Source organism: Micromonospora sp. DT178 (assembly GCF_049841695.1).
In the GTDB taxonomy this organism is placed as follows: domain Bacteria; phylum Actinomycetota; class Actinomycetes; order Mycobacteriales; family Micromonosporaceae; genus Micromonospora.
The window spans coordinates 201,388-218,336 of record NZ_JBNCKV010000007.1; the positions used below are offsets into that span (position 1 = coordinate 201,388).

A 16,949-nucleotide genomic window follows, 5' to 3' on the forward strand; every position below is an offset into this window, starting at 1 on the left:
GACCGCGCCCGGACGGCAACCACGGGGGACCGTGAAAGGGCTGAGGACATGGACATCCGTGGGATAGACCACATCGAACTCTTCGTGGGCGACGCCCGGCAGGCGGCCTTCTACTTCGACCGGGCGGTCGGCTTCCAGCTGCGCGGTCAGGGCGGCCCCGAGACCGGGCTGGCCGACCAGCGGTCGCTGCTGCTGAGCCAGGGCGACGTCCGGATGGTGCTCACCACCGGGCTCACCGCCGGGCACCCGGCGTCGCGGTACGTGCAGCGGCACGGCGACGGCGTGGCCGTGGTCGCGCTGGAGGTCGACGACGCCGCGGGCGCGTACGCCGAACTGGTGCGCCGGGGAGCGACGGGGGTGACGCCGCCGACCACCCGCACCGGCGCGGACGCCGAGGTGGTGACCGCCGAGGTGGGCGGCTTCGGCGACGTGCGGCACCGCCTCGTGTCCCGCCACGGCGACCGGGGCGAGTTCCTGCCCGGGGCGATCGAGATGATCCCCTCCGACGGCGGCGGCAAGCTGCTCGCCGAGATCGACCACCTGGCGGTCTGCGTGCCGCCCGGGCAGCTCGACGAGACCGCCCGGCACTACCGGGACGTCTTCGGGTTCGCGGAGATCTTCACCGAGCACGTGGAGGTCGCCGGGCAGGCGATGAACTCCACGGTGGTGCAGAGCGGCTCGGGGCGGGTGACCCTGGTGCTGCTGGAACCGGACCGCTCCCGCCGGCCCGGGCAGCTCGACGCGTTCCTGGACCGGCACGTCGGCGCCGGGGTGCAGCACCTGGGGCTGCGCACCGACGACATCGTCACCGCCGTGGCCGCCCTCGCCGAGCGGGGCGTGCGCTTCGCCGGCACCCCGGCCAGCTACTACGACGCCCTGGAGGCGCGCGTCGGCCCGGTGGACGCGCCGCTGGAGCGGCTGCGCGACCTCGGCGTGCTCGTCGACCGCGACCACGGCGGTCAGCTGCTGCAGATCTTCACCGAGTCCATGCACGTGCGCCGCACGCTCTTCCTGGAGCTGATCGAGCGGCGCGGGGCGCGGACCTTCGGCAGCGGCAACATCAAGGCGCTCTACGAGGCCAAGGAACGGGAACTGGCCGCGGCGGGAACCACCGTCGCGGCCCCGACACCGCAGGAGGTGCGGGCGTGACCGCGACCGAGTTCGAGCCGACCCTGACCGCCGAGGAGGAGGCGCTGCTGCCCTCCGAGGAGGACGTGGCGTTCTACGCCGCGCACGGCTGGTACCTGTCGAAGAAGCTGCTCACCGACGACGAGGTGGACGCCCTCGCGGCGGCCGCCGACCGCTACTACGCCGGCGAGCGGGACCGCCGCCTGCCGGTGCGCCCGCCGAGGCTCGCCTACTGGGAGCCGTCGAAGGGCCCGGTGCAGCGGCACAACGACTACATCCACCACGAGCACGACGTGCTCGGGGCGATCCTGCGCAAGCCGCTGATCGGCGCGGTCGCCGCCCGCCTCGCCCGGGCCACCGAGATCCGCGTCTTCCAGTCCACGCTGATCCACAAACCGCCGGTCTCGGGCGAGCCGTCGAACATCGTGCCCTGGCACTTCGACAAGCACTACTGGGCGTCCTCGTCGTCGGAGGACATGCTCACCGCGTTCATCCCGTTCCACGACTGCGGCGAGGAGATGGGCACCATCACGATGGTCGACGGCTCGCACCGCTGGGCGGAGACCGGGGCCGACGACACGGTGGTGCGCCACTTCGCCGAGCGCGACCGCGACCAGCTGGAGGAGATGCTCGCCGAGAACGCGGCCCACAACGGCGCGCAGATCCGCAAGGTGCCGATGGTGATCCCCAAGGGACACATGAGCTTCCACCACTGCCGCACCTACCACGGCAGCGGCGCCAACGTCAGCGGCCGCCCGCGCCGGGCGATCTCGCTGCACCTGCAGGACGGCGACAACGCCTGGCGGGCGTATCCGCTCTCCGACGGCACCCTCGCCGCGTACAACCACGACGTGCTGGTCCGCCGCACCCACGACGGGCGGCCGGACTACGCGGACCCCGAGTACTGCCCGGTCATCTGGCGCCACCGCGCCCCGCAGGGAGGCTGACATGTCACGGTACGACTGGGGTAGGACGCACCCGGGGATCGAGCGGCTGGAGAAGGCGGTGAGCGAGCGCCGCGAGGCGGTCGTGCGGCACCCCCTCTACGCCGCCCTCGACACCCACGAGGCGCTGGTCACCTTCATGGAGCACCACGTCTTCGCCGTCTGGGACTTCATGTCCCTGCTGACGTCGTTGCAGCGGCAGCTCACCTGCGTCACCGTGCCGTGGATCCCGACCGGGCCCACGGGCAGCCGCCGGCTGATCAACGACATCGTCATGGTGGAGGAGAGCGACGAGCTGGGCGACGGCTACCTCAGCCACTTCGAGCTGTACGTGCGGGGCATGGGCGAGGCCGGCGCCGACACCACGGCCGTGGAGAAGCTGATAGAGCTGCTGCGGGCGGGCCGGCCGGTGGCCGAGTCGCTGGTGGCGGCGGGCGTGCCCGCGCCGTCGGCGGCGTTCGCCGGCACCACCTGGCGGATCATCGAGAGCACCCCGGTGCACTGCCAGGCGGCGGCCTTCGCCTTCGGCCGGGAGGACCTGATCCCCGACATGTTCACCCAGGTCGTGGCCGTTAACGAGCGCAGCCGGCGGCTGCACACGTTCGTCGACTACCTGGAACGGCACATCGAGGTCGACGGCGAGCAGCACACCCCGATGGCGATGCAGATGCTCGCCGACCTGTGCGGCGACGACGACGCCAGGTGGCAGGAGTGCGCGGACACCGTCAACACCGCGCTGGCCGCCCGCGCCCGGCTCTGGGACGACATCCTCGCCGCCGTCGAGGAGGGGCGCGAGCGGTGACGGGCACCGACCCGGTCCGGCTCTACCGGACGGTCCGGCTGATCCGCCGCTTCGAGGAGCGGGCCATCGAGCTGGTCCGCTCCGGGCACGTCGTCGGCGGCATCCACCCGTACCTCGGGCAGGAGGGGATCGCCGCCGGGGTGTGCGCCGCGCTGCGCGCCGCCGACGTGCTCGCCGGCACCCACCGGGGGCACGGGCACGTGCTCGCCAAGGGCGCCGACCCGGCCCGGATGATGGCCGAGCTGTGCGGCCGGGTCACCGGCCTCAACGCCGGCCGGGGCGGCTCGATGCACGCCGCCGACTTCGGCGTCGGCGTGCTCGGCGCCAACGCCATCGTCGGCGCGTCCGGGGCGATCGTCACCGGCGCGGTCTGGGCGCGCCGCCGCCGGGGCGACGACATCGTCGGGGTGAGCTTCTTCGGCGACGGCGCCGTCAACGAGGGGATGCTGCTGGAGGCGTTCAACCTGGCCGCGCTGTGGCGGGTGCCGGTGCTGTTCGTCTGCGAGAACAACGGCTACGCCACCACCATGCCCGTCGCGGGCGCGGTCGCCGGCAGCATCCCCGGCCGGGCCGCCGCCTTCGGCATCCCGGCCGCCGTCGTGGACGGCCAGGACCCCGAGGCGGTACGCGACGCCGCGAGCGCCGCCGTCGACCGGATGCGCGCCGGCGGCGGCCCCGAGCTGATCGAGGCGCTGACCTACCGGTTCGACGCCCACCACACCTTCGAGCACGCGGTACGCCTCGACTACCGCCCGCCCGACGAGGTGGCGCGGGGCCGTTCCCGCGACCCGGTGGACATCCAGGGCGCCCGGCTGCCCGCCGCCGTACGGGCCGACGTGGACGCCGAGGTGGAGGCGACCCTGGCGGCGGCCGTGCGGTTCGCGCTCGCCAGCGCGGAGCCCGATCCGGTCGACGCCCTGGCGCACCTGTACGCCAGCGGCCTGACCGCCCGCACCGGAGGTGGCTAGATGCCCAGACTGTCCTACCGCAAGGCGCTCACCCGGGCGCTCGCCGACGAGTTGGCCCGCGACGAGTCGGTGTTCCTGCTCGGCGAGGACATCCGGGTGGCCGCCTCGAACGTCACCGCCGGGCTGGTCAAGCGGTTCGGCCCCGACCGGGTGCGCGACACCCCGCTGTCGGAGCAGGCGTTCACCAGCTTCGCCACCGGGGCGGCCCTGGCCGGGATGCGGCCGGTGGTGGAGTTCCAGATCCCGTCGCTGCTGTTCCTGGTCTTCGAGCAGATCGTCAACCACGCGCACAAGTTCCCGCTGATGACCGGCGGGCAGTGCGCGGTGCCCGTCACCTACCTGGTGCCGGGCTCCGGCTCCCGGACGGGCTGGGCGGGCCAGCACTCCGACCACCCGTACGGCCTCTTCGCCCACGTCGGCGTGACCACGGTCGTGCCGGCCACCCCCGCCGACGCGTACGGCCTGCTGGTGTCGGCGGTGCGGTGCGACGACCCGGTGGTGCTCTTCGCCCCGGCCGGGGCGCTGGACGTCCGCGCCGACGTCGACCTCGCCGCGCTCGCCCCGGTGCCGCTCGGTCGGGGCCGGGTGCACCGCTTCGGCGACGACGTGACCGTGGTCGCGGTGGGACACCTGGTGCACGACGCCCTCGCCGTCGCCGACGAGCTGGCCGACCAGGTGTCGGTGGAGGTGTTCGACCCGCGCACGCTCCACCCGTTCGACTGGGACGGCCTCGCCGAGTCGGTGCGGCGCACCGGGCGGCTGGTGGTGGTGGACGACTCCAACCGCTCCTGCGGCATCGCCGGGGAGATCATCGCGACCGTGGTCGAGCGGGTGCGGCTGGTCGCGCCGCCACGGCGGGTCACCCGCCCCGACGGCGCGGTGCTGCCGTTCGCCCCGGCGCTGGACCGGGCCGTGCAGCCCAGCCGCGAGCAGCTGCGGGCCGCCATCGGACACGTCATGAAGGAGGGATGAATGGACGACGTCGACTACCGCTGGCCCCCCGCCGCGCGGGCGTGGCTCGACCTGCCCGCGCCGGTGCGCGCCGAGATGGTGGCCGCCGGGGCCGGGTCCTGGCGCGAGGTCTTCGACGGCCGCGCCACGTACAACGAGCAGTGGCGCCTGGCCCGGCCGCCGGTGATGGACGAGACGTCGCTCGGCGTGCTCAACGCCGTCTCCGACCGCCTCGCGCAGCTCCTCTTCGAGGCCTGCCGGCGGCGGGCCGGCACGGCGGGCGAGCTGCGCCGGCTGCTGGACGTCGCCGACGGCGAGACCCGGCTGCTCGACGACGACGAGCCGCTGACCGGGGCGCTGCTGGACGCCTTCCGCCCGGACGTGCTGCTCAGCGACGGGGTGCCCCGGTTCGTCGAGTACAACATCGACAGCAGCCTCGGCGGGGCGTTCGACGCCGACACCACCGTGCGCCGCTTCGTCGACGTCTACCGGCGGACCGGCCTCACCGACCGGGTCCGGCTGGCGGCGGCGCCCTCGGCGGTGGACCGGCGCTTCGCCGCGATCCGCGCCGGCCTCGGCCTGCCCGAAGGTGCCCGCGTCGCCATGCTTGTCGACTTCGACGCCGAGTACCCCGGGCTCGACGACCCGCAGCGGTTCATCCGGCTGCTGTCGCCGGTGGTCGAGCGGGCCGCCGCGTGCGGCATGGACCTGGTCATCGCGCCGGTCTCCCAGGTCACGCTCGACGACCGGAAGCGGCTGGTCGCCGGCGGGGCGCCGGTCGACGGGGTGTTCCGGCTCTTCGTGCCCAACCGGGTCACCCCGAGCGCCGGGGTCGACGCCCTGGAGACGGCGCTGGCGGCGGGCACGGTGCCGATGTGGGTGTCGGCGGCGGCGTGGCTGGTCGCCAACAAGCGCGCCTTCGCCTGGCTGTGGGAGGACGCCGACACGCTGCCGGCCGCCGACCGGGACCTGGTGCACCGGTACGTGCCGCGTACCTGGTCGCTGACGGCGCGACTGCTCGACCGGGCGGTGGCCGACCGGGCCGGCCTGGTGGCGAAGCCGGCCGACGGCTCCGCCGGGGTGGACGTGCTGATCGGCCGGGAGACCGACGCCGACGCGTGGCGGGACGGGCTGATCCGCGCCGTCGGGCGGGGCGGCTTCATCCTCCAGGAGTACGTGAAGGCCGACGACGTGCCGCTGGACTTCGTGCACATCGAGACCGGCGAGACGGTCGCCGCCGAGGTGCCGTACAGCATCGCCCCGTACCTGTTCGGCCGCCGGCCCGCCGGCGCCTGCATCCGTACGGGCTTCCCGGGCTGCGACGGCGTGCTCAACCTGGCCCGCGGCGTCCTCCTCTCCGGCCTCCTGGTGGTCGACTGACGCCACGCGGGGCCGCCCCGCCGGTGATCAGGTGGAGGAGTTCCGCACGACCCACCGCGAGGACGTTTGCAAGAGTCGATGTGACCGGATTGGATGGGGTCGTCGACGACGATCGCCGCTCTGCTGAAGGAGCCCGCCATGGGACTTGGTCTTCGATGGCTGTCGCGAACGGGGGCGCTGGCCCTGCTCGTCCTCGCCGGGCTGGCCGTCCCCGCCGGTCCCGCTCCGGCGGCGGGTGCGGAACCGAGGTTCACGTTCGACGTGACCGGCACGACGATTCCGCTGGGGGTACGGAAGAAGCGGATCCACCTCAAGCTCACCAACCTGACCGACCGGACGCCGGAAGAGGTGATCTTCTACGTCCGGCCCGGCGAGCCGGACTGGCCGGACACGATCTCCCTGATGTGGCCGGAGGGCGGTGGCTCCGGCGAGTGCGACGGTGACGCCTGGGGTTGGTACTGCCGGATCGAGTCGAGCGCGCTTCCGGAGTTGCTGCCGGCAGCCGGCGAGACGGTGGACCTTCCCATCGACGTCCACGTCCAGGGAAACCAGCCCTACGAAGGCAAGTTCTCCGTCGAGGCCGGCATGGCCTGGGGCGACGAGGCGATGAAGACCGCTGCCCGCGAGTGGTACACGCTCAGGCTGGTCGACGACGCCGAGGCCGATCTGTCGGTGGTGGCGCCGGACGTGAAGCAGTCGGTGCGGGTCGGTGCGGGCGGCAGGCCCGAACCCACCGGGACGTTGCAGCCGGGTGAGACGGGCGCGGTGCGGTACCGGATCGTCAACCAGGGCCGGAAGGCGGTCGGTGGCATCAAGGTCACGCTGCGCCTGCCCGAGGCGGTGACGTTCACCCGACCGCCGAAGGAGTGCGCGGTCGCCGACGACCGGCGGTCGGCGGTCTGCACCTACGACACGCTCACGCTGGTACCGGCCAGCCAGGACACCGACCCGACCGACGACAGCCACTCCGCCGTCGAGTTGCACGATCTGGTGACGGTGGCGGCCGCCACCAAGGCGCCCGCCACGTTGGCCGGCGGGACGGTGCAGGTCGAGGGCCTGGCGGCGCAGACGGATGCCCGCTCGGGCCCGCCGCGCACCGAACTGCCGGCGAACGCCGTCGCCGTGCCGGCGGCCGAGGTGGACGACAGCGACAACCGGGACGGGTTCGCGGTCCTGGTCGCGGCGAGCGCCGGTACCGGCGACGACGACGGCGACGGTGGTGGCGGCGGCGGTGGCGACCTGCCGATCACCGGGCCGCGGGCCGGGCTGATCGCGGGGACCGGCCTCGCCCTGGTGGCGGGTGGCGGAATCGTGTTGCTCCTCGCCCGGCGCCGCCGCGTGGTCGCGGTGCACGGCGGGGGTGGGACGCCCGCCGCCTGATCCTCCGGGGCAGGATCGCCGGATGGATGCAGCGCGGGTGAGGGCGACGGTCGACGAGTTGCGGCCCGTGGCGCGGGCGGCGTTCGGGCGGGGGCGGGCGCTGGTCTCGGTGCACCGGCTGACCGGCGGCACGAAGAAGGGCGTCTACCGGCTGATCCTCGACGACGGGTCCACCGGCATCGCCTACGTGTGGCACCCGGGGGAGGACTACTGGCCGGCGTCGGCGGCCCCGGCACCCGACGACCCGTTCGGGCACGCCACCGGGGCCGGCCTGTTCGCCGCGGCGCACCGGGAGTTCACCGCCGCCGGGGTGCGGGTGCCCCGGCTGCTGCTGCACCCCACCGCGACCCTGCTGCCGGGCGAGGTGGCCGTGGTGGAGGACGTCCGGGGCGGCACCCTGCAGGACCTGCGCCAGCGCGACCCGCGCCGCGCCGGGACGGTGCTGGCCCGGCTCGGCGACGCCGTCCGGGGCATGCACGCCCGGCATCGCGACCGGTACGGCCGCCCGGGATCCGCCGGGCCGGCAGCGGGCCGGCCGGTGCAGCGGCTCGTCCTCGACCGGGCGCTGCGCGACCTGACCGAGGCCGCCGCCCGGGTCGAGCGGATCTCGGCCGTGCGGGACCGGCTCACCGACGCCTTGGCCGAGCGGTACGCCGCCGTGGCGCCCCGCTCCCGCCACGGTCTGATCCACGGTGAACTCGGGCCGGACCACGTGCTCGTCGACGACAGGGACCACCCGGTGCTCGTCGACATCGAGGGCACCATGTTCCTCGACGTGGAGTGGGAGCACGCGTTCCTCGAGCTGCGCTTCGGCGACGACTATCCGGTGCTGGCCGTGCCCGGTCTCGACGAGGAGCGGCTGCTCCTCTACCGGCTCGCGACCTACCTGTCGCTGGTGGCGGGCCCGCTGCGCCTGCTCGACGGCGACTTCCCCGACCGGGCCGGCATGCTCGGCATCGTCGAGCACAACATCACCCGGACGCTGGACCAGCTCACCTGAGCCGTCCTGTTCGAGCCACGCGCCGATGTCGAGTTCGTGCATGGCCGAGACGAGTTCGCGGGCCACGGTCGATGCGCGCCCCACATGCCATTCTTTCGTGCCCGCGATCTGCGCGGCAGAGCATGTGCCGGGCGTCCGGGTGCCATGCGAGCCCGGGTTGTTACAGCCGTTCGGAACTGTTCGGAACGGGCGAGGGTATGGGTACCACGCTTGGGATCGCGGGTGTCGCCGCGCCCAGTCAGGCCGCGGCACCTGCCTTCTCCCCCTCGGCAACGCAGGAGGGTTGGGGTAGCGGCGTCGTCACGGAACGCGCTCTATCGACGCCTCTCATGCCGGGCCATCCGTCTCCGGCCCGGGAGAGCGGCGGTCAGGTCTCGTTGAGGTACGCGAGGACGGCGAGGACGCGGCGGTTGTCGTCGGAGGACGGGGGGAGACGCAGCTTGTCGAAGATGCTCGCGGTGTGTTTGCCCACGGCACTCTCGCTGAGGAACAGCCGCTGCGAGATGGCGGCGTTGGAACGCCCCTGGGCCATGAGTTCGAGGACGTCGCGTTCGCGCGGCGTGAGGCGAGCCAGGGGCGAGGCCGTGCCGCCTGCCGTCAGCAGCTTGGCGATCACCTCGGGATCCATCGCGGTGCCGCCCGACGCGACCCGGCGTACGGCGTCGATGAACTGGTCGGCGTTCAGGACCCGGTCCTTGAGCAGGTAGCCGACGGCACCGGCCCCGTCGGCCAGTAGTTCCCGGGCGTAGAGCTGCTCGACGTGCTGGGACAGCACCAGCACCGGCAGGCCGGGGATGTCACGCCGGGCGGCCAGTGCCGCCTGGAGGCCCTCGTCGGTGAAGGTCGGCGGCAGCCGTACGTCGACGATGGCCACGTCGGGTCGGTGCCGGGCCAGGGCGGCGCGCAGTGCCGGCCCGTCGCCGACGGCCGCGGCGAGGGTGAAGCCGTGGCTTTCGAGGAGCAGAACCAGCCCATCCCTCAGGATGTGGAGGTCCTCGGCGAGGACGACGCGCACGGGATCTCCATGGTGACGACGGTGGGTCCGCCGGGCGGACTGTGCAGGGTCAGGGTCCCGTCGAATGTAGCGAGCCGCCGTTGGACGCCGCGCAGTCCGGTTCCCCTGGCCGGGTCGGCCCCGCCGGGGCCATCGTCGGTCACCACCATCCGGAGCATCCCGTCGCGGTGGGACAGCGAGACCGAGATGTGGGGCGCGCAGCGGGCCGCGTTGGTGAGAGCCTCGCAGGTGACGAAGTAGGCGGCGGACTCGACCGGCGCGTCGAACCGGCCGGGCAGGTCGACGTCCACGTCCACCGGCAGCGGGGTGTCGAGCGCGATCGCCCGGATCGCGTCGCCGAGTCCGCGTTCGGCGAGCACCGGCGGGTGGATGCCGCGTACCAGGTCGCGCAGCTCGGCCAGCGCGGCGGCGGACGTCTCCTGCGCCTGTTCCAGCTGCCGCCGCGCGCGCACCGGGTCGGTCTCCATGAGCCGTGCGACGGCGGCCAGGCCGAGCCCGACGGCGATGAGCCGGGCCTGGGCGCCGTCGTGCAGGTCGCGTTCGATGCGGCGCAGTTCGGCCGCCTGCACGTCGACGGCGTCGGCCCGGGTGGTGGCGAGGTGTGCGACCCGCGAGGCGAGCACGGTGGCCGCCGTGGGGGTGAGCAGGAGCCCGTCCCACGACAGCCGCAGCCTCATCAGTGGGCTGGCCAAACCGAGCCCGAGCAGCGCCATGACCAGCCCGCCGGGCATGCTCGCCCAGTCCGGAAACCACGGCGCGACGAGGCCGACGTGCTCGATGCCGAACCACAGGTAGAACGGGGTGGCCCAGTAGCCGGTGAGCAGGCCGATCGGCACCGCCCAGCCCACCCACGTCAGGGGCTGACCGAACAGGCCGTAGAACCCGACGGCGACCAGGACCGCCGGGACGAACGAGAGCGGGGCCAGGACGACCGAGCCCAGTGACCACAGCTGGTCCCGCCAGGTGGCCGGGTCGCCGAACAACCACCCCGGCCGCTGACCTTGGATGGCCGCCGGGAGGTCGGTGTACAGGACCCGCCCGACCCGGTAGTTGCCGTCCTCGCCGGGGCTGGGCGACGGCGGGTACGGCCGGTACGGTGCGGGCAGGTCGGTGCCCGTCCACCGGCCGACGTGGCGCCGGTAGAGCTGCACCAGTGACCGCGTGACCGGCAGGGTGTACGGCAGCAGCCCGCCCCACGACACGGCTGCGGCGAGCAGGTTGAGCAGCAGACCGCCGAACGCGGCGAGGGACAGCCCGGCCAGGCCGGCCCCCCGCCAGGTCGCGGCCGACGTCCGGGTGACCCACCGGCCGACCGCCGTTCGCGGCGGCTCCCCAGGCCCCAGCAGCAGGCTGGCCCACAGCCCGTACGCCCGCAGCGCACCCGGCGCGAGCAGGAACGCGGCCGCGCCGGCCCCGACAGCCACCGGCACCGACCACGCGGGTTCCCAGGGAGGAGAGGCGAGCAGGAACACGCCGGCCGCGATCAACGCGGGCGGCACCAGGAGCGGGAGCCCGCCGGTGACCGGGGTGAGGATCAGCCACAGCCATTCCCGGCTGAGCGTCGGGTCCTTCGCGTGCTGGTCCAGCTTGAGCAGGAACGCCGGCAGCCGTGGCGACCTGAACAACGTGCCCTCGTGGGCGTACCAGCCGTCCTCGCGCCGGTGCGGTGCGCGTGGCGGCGACCGGACGGGGTCGGGGAGGTCGACCCCGGCCCAGGCGCGGGCGAGCCGGCGCGCCAGCGCGGTCAGCCGGAACTGGCCGGAGATGGCGAGCGGGTAGGTGACCACCAGAATGGCGCCGAGCACGAGGAGGTGTCCGTAGGCGAACCCGGCCACGCCCAGCACGGCCAGGGCGGCGCAGCGTGGCACGGCGAGCGCGAAGCGGGTCATGGGTCGAGTCTTCGTCGCACCGACCGCCGCCGCACTGGGGAAGGGTACCGACCGGGGGTGGGGCTGGATACACCTCTACCAGGCAGTTGAGCCCATTCTCCCGGGCCTGCGGGGTTTCTAGCGTCGTCGGCATGCCAGTCATCGAGGTGACGAACCTACGCAAGCAGTACGGCGACCAGATCGCCGTCGCCGACGTGTCGTTGAGCGTGGACGAGGGCGAGATCTTCGGGCTCGTCGGCCCGAACGGCGCCGGCAAGACCACCACCGTGGAGTGCATCGAGGGGCTCCGGGCCCCGGACTCCGGATCGGTACGGGTGCTGGGGCTGGACCCGCGCCGGGACCGCGCGGCGGTGCGTCGGAAGCTGGGCATCCAACTCCAGGAGAGCCAACTGCCGGATCGGATCAAGGTGTGGGAGGCGCTCGAACTGTACAGCTCGTTCTATCCGCAGCCGGCCGACTGGCGGGCGCTGATGGACGAGCTGGGCCTGGCCGCCAAACGGAACACGGTGTTCGCGAAGCTCTCCGGCGGTCAGAAGCAGCGGCTGTCGATCGCACTCGCGCTGGTCGGCAACCCGTCGGTGGCGATCCTGGACGAGCTGACCACGGGGCTGGACCCGCAGGCGCGGCGGGACACGTGGGAGCTGGTCCGGCAGGTCCGGGACCGTGGCGTCACGGTCGTGCTGGTGACCCACTTCATGGACGAGGCGGAGCGGCTGTGCGACCGGTTGGCGGTCGTCGTGGCCGGCCGGGTCGTCGCCGTCGACACGCCCCGCAACCTGATCGCCGGTGCCCAGGTGCCCGGCGTCGAACGACCCACCCTCGAGGACGCGATCCTCGCCCTCACCTCTGCCGGGAGCCTCTGATGACCGCCCTTCCCAAGATCATCCGCGTCGAGGCGAAGCTGTTTCTCCGGGATCCGGTCGGCACGTTCTTCGCCATCGCGTTCCCGGCCCTGCTGATCCTGGTGCTCGGCCTGGCCATGCCGGGGATCCGGGAGCCGGCGGACGAGCTGGACGGCCGCCTTCCCCTGGAGGTCTACCTGCCCATCACCATGACGCTGGCCATCGCGACGGTGACGATGGTGACGCTGGTGGCCGTGGTGGCCAGCTACCGCGAGCGGGGCGTCCTGCGCCGGCTGGCGACCACCCCGGTCTCGCCGACGGCGTTGCTCGTCGCGCAGGTGGCCGTGAACGTCGGCGCACTGCTGCTCGCCTGCGGCCTGGCCTGGCTGGTGGCGGCGACCGTCTTCGACGTCCCGCCGCCCGGCAACGCGGTCGGCCTCGTGCTGGCGTTCACGCTCGGGGCGAGCGCGATGTGCGCCGTCGCGCTGCTCGTGGCGGCGGTCACGCCGAGCGCCCGGGCCTCTTCGGGGGTCGGTCAGCTGATCTACTTCCCGATGATGTTCTTCGCCGGGGTGTGGACGCCGGGGCCGCAGATGCCCGACCTGGTGCGGAAGATCGCCGACTTCACCCCGCTGGGCGCCGCGTCCCTGGCCGTGCAGGACGCCTGGGCGGGCTCGTGGCCCACGGTGCTGCACCTGGCCGTGATGGTGGCGTTCACCGTGGTGCTGGGCGGGATCGCGGCCCGCTACTTCCGCTGGGAGTGATCCGCCGCCGGGGGTGCCGCGACGGGAGCGGCACGGGCCTGGAAGGCCACCGACGACGCCGACGCATCGGGGGACGGCGTCGTCGGACGGTCCCGGTCGGCGCGCGGCCCGCCCGTGGCAGGTCACCGACCCGCATCGCGTCCAGGACGATGCCGTCGCCGCGCCGACTTATTGTCGTGGTGCGGCCGGCGACTGTCTTGGTAGAAAGGCGTCCGTGCGTACCGTCGTGGAGCCGCTGCGGGCGCGGCCACGGCCGGGTGACCAGATGGACCGGTTGTTCGCCGGTGGCTGGCCGGCGTTCATCACGGCCGACCGGCAGGTCGACCGGTACATCGGCCGGGTGCGGGAGGTGTTCGCCGACCTGGAGCTCGTGCTGCTCGACGGCGACGGCGACCTCGTCGCCGCGGGCTGGGCGGTGCCGATCCGCTGGGACGGCGACCCGGCGCACCTGCCCGAGGGCTACACCGATTCCCTGCGCCGCGCGGTCGTCGGCCACGACCGCGACGAGACCCCCGACACCCTCGTGGTGATGGCCGCCCAGGTACGCGCCGACCTGCGTGGCAAGGGCCTGGCCGGCGACCTGCTCACGGCGCTGCGGTCGGTGGCCGAACAGCGTGGCTGGTCGCGTGTCATCGCCCCGGTGCGGCCCACGCTCAAGGCGAGCTACCCGCTGACCCCGATCGAACGGTTCGCCGCCTGGACCCGGGAGGACGGCTCCCCGCTCGATCCCTGGCTGCGCACCCACTGGCGGCTCGGAGCCCGGCTGATCGCCATGGCGCCCCGGTCGCAGACGATGACCGGCACCGTCGCCGAGTGGCAGCAGTGGACCGGCATGGTCTTCCCCGACAGCGGCGACTACGTCATCCCCGACGGCCTCAGCCTGTTGCGCGTCGACCGCGATCTCGACCGGGGCACCTACACCGAACCGAACGTGTGGGTCCAGCACCGCTGAGCCGCGTCACCGGCTGGTCGATGCGGTGTCAGGGCGCGAGGTGGGCGCCGAGGCGGCGGACTGTCTCGGCGGCGGCGATGGCGTCGCTGCGGGCGCTGCCGTGTCGGCCGTCGCTGCTGTACATCGACGCGTCGGCGGCGAGCGGATGGTCGGTGAGCCGCACGTGCAGGGTGCCGAGCCGCTCCGCGAGGGCCCCGGTGTGCGCCGAGAGCCGCCGCATCCGCTCGCCGAGGCCGGCCCGGTGCCGCTCGGGCACGGCCGGGCTGAGCGAGACGTCGAACATGCCGACGGTGATCACGTCCGCCCGGGCGGCCTGGAGCGCCCCGATCATCGCGGTCAGCTCCGCGTCGACGGCGTCCGCGTCGTACCCCCGCCCGAAGGCGTCGTTGCCGCCGCAGACCACCAGCGCCAGGTCGGGGCGGAACGCCAGCGCCGGGGCGAGCTGGGCGGCGCGCACCTCGTGCGCCCGCAGCCCTCGCAGGCCCAGATTGAGGTACGCCAGCTCCGGCCGGACGGCCCGCAGCTCGGCGGCGATCCGGTCGGCCCACTGCACGTCGGGATAGCCGTCGGTGGCCTCGCAGAGCCCCTCGGCCACGCTGTCGCCCAGCACCGCGAAGCGCCGCCACGGGTGGTCGCGCAGCAGCGCCGCGCTCTCCCCGTCGCGCAGGCACCACGGATCTGTCGATTCGCTCAACGTCGATGGCATGCCGGCACGCTAGCCGACGTCCGGGGACCGGAGAAGGGCCTGCCGGAGCGGTTGGACGGTGCGGTCGGTCGGATTCCGGTGATCGGATCGGCTGTCACGTGACGCGCCGTCCGTTTGTCAATGTAGCGTTGACGCGTGACGCCCGAGCTGAGCCAGCTGTCCACTGTCGCGGCCGACCGCGCACGACTGGACGAGCGGGAGCTGGAGCTGATCGACCGCGCGCGTCACCAGGGTGCGACGTGGGCTCAGATCGCCGCCGCGCTCGGCCTGGGCAGCCGGCAGGCCGCGGAGCAGCGCCGGCAGCGCCTGGCGACCGCGCGGCGGTCGCGGCGGCAGGAACGGGATCTCGGGTACTCGACCCGGATCGCGGCGATACGCAGTGCGGTCTTCGCCCTTCAGCGGTGGATTGACGCGGACCGACGGTGGGACGCGCGGTTCCGACGGGCGGCTCTCATGAGGAAGACCGCGGAGGTGGCCCTCGACGCCGATCCGGGCTCGCTGTACGCGCTGGCCTCGCTCCTCGCGGTCGATCTGACCGAAGCGGGAGGCGGACGATTGCCGGCGCCGGTCCGGGCTGTCGCGACGAGCTTGGACGACCTTCTGTCAACGACCCATTGACAAGTCCCGGCAGTATTGCCTGCGCTCCGCTCAAGGTTGAGGATTTGAGTCGCCACGGCTCAACCTTGGAGGCCCCGTGCGCCGCAACGCCGCGCTGTTCATAGCGATCTCGCTGCTGTCGGGCTTCGGCAGCAGCGCCATGTCACTGGTCGCCGGGATCTGGATCCTGGACCTCACAGATTCCGCCAGCCTCGCGGCCCTCGCGGGGCTCTGCGTGTACGCCCCGGTTCTCGGCGGCCCCTGGCTGGGAGGCCTGCTCGACCGGGCGCCGAGGCGACCGCTGGTCATGGCCGTCAACCTCGCCTTGTCCACCGTTCTGCTCAGTCTCCTCATGGTGCGGGGACCGGGCCAGACGTGGCTCATCTTCCTGGTGTCCTGCGCGTACGGCCTCAGCTATGTGCTGATCGACGCGGGCGAGACGGCGCTGCTGCCCTCCGCGCTGTCGCCCACGGAACTCGGCGACGTCAACGGCTGGCGTTCGAGCGCCCAGGAGGGCATGAAGCTCGTGGCGCCCCTGGTCGGCGCAGGCCTCTACGCGTGGCGCGGGGGCCACGCTGTCGTCCTGCTCAGCGCGGCGATGCCGGTCCTGGTCACCGTCCTGTACGCGGCCGTACGACTGAAGCGGATGCCACCCGTCCGGCCGGCCGATCGGCCTCGCGGCGTGCGCGCGGGGCTCGCCGTCCTGCTCGCACAAAGGGCGCTGCGCGTCACCGTCGTGCTCGCCGCAGTGTCGATTGCCATGTCCGGCTTCACCACCGCTGCCAACTACGCGATCGTCACCACGGAGTTGGGCCTACCGACGACGTTCCTCGGCGTGCTGCTCAGCGCCCAGGGGGCCGGGTCCGTCGTCGGCGGCCTCGTCGTCGGCCGGCTCATCGCGAGGTGGAGCCCGGTCACCGTGGGCGTCGCCGGCACGACGCTCTTCGCCGTGAGTTGCCTGGTGCGCTGCCTGCCCTGGTGGCCCGGCACGGTCGCCGCCTCAGTCGTCGCCGGCATCGGCCTGCCCTGGGCCCTCGTCGCCGCGGTGACCGCGGTGCAGACGCATACGCCGCCAGCGATGCTCGGCCGGGTGTCCGGCACCGCCAATACCGCGATGTTCGGCCCTGTCGCGCTGGCGATCCCGCTCGGCTCCGCCTTCGTCCACCTCGGCGAACGCCTGACGCTCGGCACAGCCGCCGCGATCTGCCTGGCCTCCGTGGTCGGCGCAGCCCACCGCCACCTGACGTGGCGAAAGGCCGAGCGGACCTCGACGGCGTCCCCCGAGCGGGGCGACCGCCTGCCGGACCCCGACCGTGCCACCGGGGCGTCAGCACACGGGACTCGCTGCCGTCGGGATCGGCCGACCACTGTCCGCGGGTAGGGCTGCGCCGCCGACGGCGTTCCGGTCACTTCCAGTCGCCGACCAGCGGGCGGTCTGAGGCCATCGTTCCGGGCCAGTTGATCTGTCGGTAGGTGATGCCGGTGCCGTTGGCGACGTCTGTGGTGTAGAAGGTCCAGGTGCCGCTGCCGTATCGGGCGAGTCCTGGTGTTGCGCGGCCGGTTCCGGTCCAGTCGCCGACGAGGGGTGTGTCGGTGGGGAGGGTTCCGGGCCAGTTGATCTGTCGGTAGGT

At 73.4% G+C, this 16,949-nt stretch carries 16 protein-coding genes and 1 pseudogene; 13 read left to right on the forward strand and 4 right to left on the reverse strand.

From position 1 onward, the window contains the following. Positions 1–48: 48 nt before the first annotated feature. The 8 genes from hppD (at position 49) to ACLQ22_RS15830 (ending at position 8,553) form a co-directional block, all read left to right on the forward strand. On the forward strand, positions 49–1,149 hold the full coding sequence (gene hppD / locus ACLQ22_RS15795; RefSeq protein WP_425692931.1) for a 4-hydroxyphenylpyruvate dioxygenase: 1,101 nt from the start codon (positions 49–51) through the stop codon (positions 1,147–1,149). After that, positions 1,146–2,075: a phytanoyl-CoA dioxygenase family protein gene (locus ACLQ22_RS15800; protein ID WP_425692932.1), complete on the forward strand. Its 930-nt coding sequence runs from the start codon at positions 1,146–1,148 to the stop codon at positions 2,073–2,075. Before hppD ends, ACLQ22_RS15800 begins: the two co-directional genes overlap by 4 nt. 1 nt (position 2,076) lies before the next feature. Beyond that, positions 2,077–2,874 (forward strand): DUF3050 domain-containing protein, encoded by a 798-nt coding sequence (locus ACLQ22_RS15805; protein ID WP_425692933.1) that lies wholly within the window; start codon positions 2,077–2,079, stop codon positions 2,872–2,874. Next, positions 2,871–3,842 (forward strand): thiamine pyrophosphate-dependent dehydrogenase E1 component subunit alpha, encoded by a 972-nt coding sequence (locus ACLQ22_RS15810; RefSeq protein WP_425692934.1) that lies wholly within the window; start codon positions 2,871–2,873, stop codon positions 3,840–3,842. The genes ACLQ22_RS15805 and ACLQ22_RS15810 overlap by 4 nt, the downstream gene beginning before the upstream one ends. Further along, a complete protein-coding gene (locus ACLQ22_RS15815; protein WP_425692935.1) occupies positions 3,843–4,814 on the forward strand; it encodes an alpha-ketoacid dehydrogenase subunit beta in 972 nt (323 codons plus the stop codon). Next, positions 4,815–6,173 carry a hypothetical protein gene (locus ACLQ22_RS15820; RefSeq protein ID WP_425692936.1) on the forward strand — a complete coding sequence of 453 codons (1,359 nt, stop codon included), beginning with the start codon at positions 4,815–4,817 and terminating at the stop codon, positions 6,171–6,173. Positions 6,174–6,311: 138 nt separating this feature from the next. Further along, positions 6,312–7,553, forward strand: a complete 1,242-nt coding sequence (locus tag ACLQ22_RS15825) for a hypothetical protein (RefSeq protein ID WP_425692937.1) — start codon at positions 6,312–6,314, stop codon at positions 7,551–7,553. Positions 7,554–7,575: 22 nt separating this feature from the next. Further along, positions 7,576–8,553, forward strand: coding sequence for a phosphotransferase (locus tag ACLQ22_RS15830; protein ID WP_425692938.1), 978 nt, complete (start codon positions 7,576–7,578; stop codon positions 8,551–8,553). Positions 8,554–8,920: 367 nt separating this feature from the next. Here the strand turns inward: ACLQ22_RS15830 and ACLQ22_RS15835 are convergent, their stop codons facing one another. Together ACLQ22_RS15835 and ACLQ22_RS15840 are read right to left on the reverse strand one after the other, a co-directional pair. Further along, positions 8,921–9,568: a LuxR C-terminal-related transcriptional regulator gene (locus ACLQ22_RS15835; RefSeq protein ID WP_425692939.1), complete on the reverse strand. Its 648-nt coding sequence runs from the start codon at positions 9,566–9,568 to the stop codon at positions 8,921–8,923. Then, positions 9,532–11,457 (reverse strand): sensor histidine kinase, encoded by a 1,926-nt coding sequence (locus ACLQ22_RS15840; protein WP_425692940.1) that lies wholly within the window; start codon positions 11,455–11,457, stop codon positions 9,532–9,534. The genes ACLQ22_RS15835 and ACLQ22_RS15840 overlap by 37 nt, the downstream gene beginning before the upstream one ends. A gap of 131 nt (positions 11,458–11,588) precedes the next feature. Here ACLQ22_RS15840 and ACLQ22_RS15845 point away from each other — a divergent pair. From ACLQ22_RS15845 to ACLQ22_RS15855, 3 genes and pseudogenes are all read left to right on the forward strand, one after another. Further along, positions 11,589–12,290: pseudogene (locus tag ACLQ22_RS15845) on the forward strand (ABC transporter ATP-binding protein); the annotation flags it as partial. A 29-nt stretch (positions 12,291–12,319) separates the two neighbouring features. Further along, positions 12,320–13,063 (forward strand): ABC transporter permease, encoded by a 744-nt coding sequence (locus tag ACLQ22_RS15850; protein WP_425692941.1) that lies wholly within the window; start codon positions 12,320–12,322, stop codon positions 13,061–13,063. Between the two features lie 214 nt (positions 13,064–13,277). Next, positions 13,278–14,015: a hypothetical protein gene (locus tag ACLQ22_RS15855; protein WP_425692942.1), complete on the forward strand. Its 738-nt coding sequence runs from the start codon at positions 13,278–13,280 to the stop codon at positions 14,013–14,015. A 28-nt stretch (positions 14,016–14,043) separates the two neighbouring features. Here ACLQ22_RS15855 and ACLQ22_RS15860 read toward each other — a convergent pair whose 3' ends face one another. After that, on the reverse strand, positions 14,044–14,721 hold the full coding sequence (locus tag ACLQ22_RS15860; protein WP_425692943.1) for an SGNH/GDSL hydrolase family protein: 678 nt from the start codon (positions 14,719–14,721) through the stop codon (positions 14,044–14,046). Between the two features lie 135 nt (positions 14,722–14,856). Between ACLQ22_RS15860 and ACLQ22_RS15865 the strand changes: the two genes are divergently transcribed. Together ACLQ22_RS15865 and ACLQ22_RS15870 are read left to right on the forward strand one after the other, a co-directional pair. After that, positions 14,857–15,339, forward strand: a complete 483-nt coding sequence (locus ACLQ22_RS15865; protein ID WP_425692944.1) for a hypothetical protein — start codon at positions 14,857–14,859, stop codon at positions 15,337–15,339. 76 nt (positions 15,340–15,415) lie between these two features. Beyond that, complete coding sequence (locus ACLQ22_RS15870; RefSeq protein WP_425692945.1) at positions 15,416–16,699, forward strand: MFS transporter; 1,284 nt, start codon at positions 15,416–15,418, stop codon at positions 16,697–16,699. 25 nt (positions 16,700–16,724) lie between these two features. Here ACLQ22_RS15870 and ACLQ22_RS15875 read toward each other — a convergent pair. Next, the coding region (locus ACLQ22_RS15875) for a hypothetical protein (RefSeq protein ID WP_425692946.1) at positions 16,725–16,949 on the reverse strand (225 nt) is incomplete at its 5' end.

Bases quoted from the DNA above. Each gene is read 5' to 3' on its own strand.
- ACLQ22_RS15825 (WP_425692937.1), top strand. From the start codon at position 6,312: ATGGGACTTGGTCTTCGATGGCTGTCGCGAACGGGGGCGCTGGCCCTG.
- ACLQ22_RS15860 (WP_425692943.1), bottom strand. From the start codon at position 14,721: ATGCCATCGACGTTGAGCGAATCGACAGATCCGTGGTGCCTGCGCGAC.
- ACLQ22_RS15815 (WP_425692935.1), top strand. From the start codon at position 3,843: ATGCCCAGACTGTCCTACCGCAAGGCGCTCACCCGGGCGCTCGCCGAC.
- ACLQ22_RS15840 (WP_425692940.1), bottom strand. From the start codon at position 11,457: ATGACCCGCTTCGCGCTCGCCGTGCCACGCTGCGCCGCCCTGGCCGTG.
- ACLQ22_RS15820 (WP_425692936.1), top strand. From the start codon at position 4,815: ATGGACGACGTCGACTACCGCTGGCCCCCCGCCGCGCGGGCGTGGCTC.
- ACLQ22_RS15830 (WP_425692938.1), top strand. From the start codon at position 7,576: ATGGATGCAGCGCGGGTGAGGGCGACGGTCGACGAGTTGCGGCCCGTG.
- ACLQ22_RS15805 (WP_425692933.1), top strand. From the start codon at position 2,077: ATGTCACGGTACGACTGGGGTAGGACGCACCCGGGGATCGAGCGGCTG.
- hppD (WP_425692931.1), top strand. From the start codon at position 49: ATGGACATCCGTGGGATAGACCACATCGAACTCTTCGTGGGCGACGCC.
- ACLQ22_RS15850 (WP_425692941.1), top strand. From the start codon at position 12,320: ATGACCGCCCTTCCCAAGATCATCCGCGTCGAGGCGAAGCTGTTTCTC.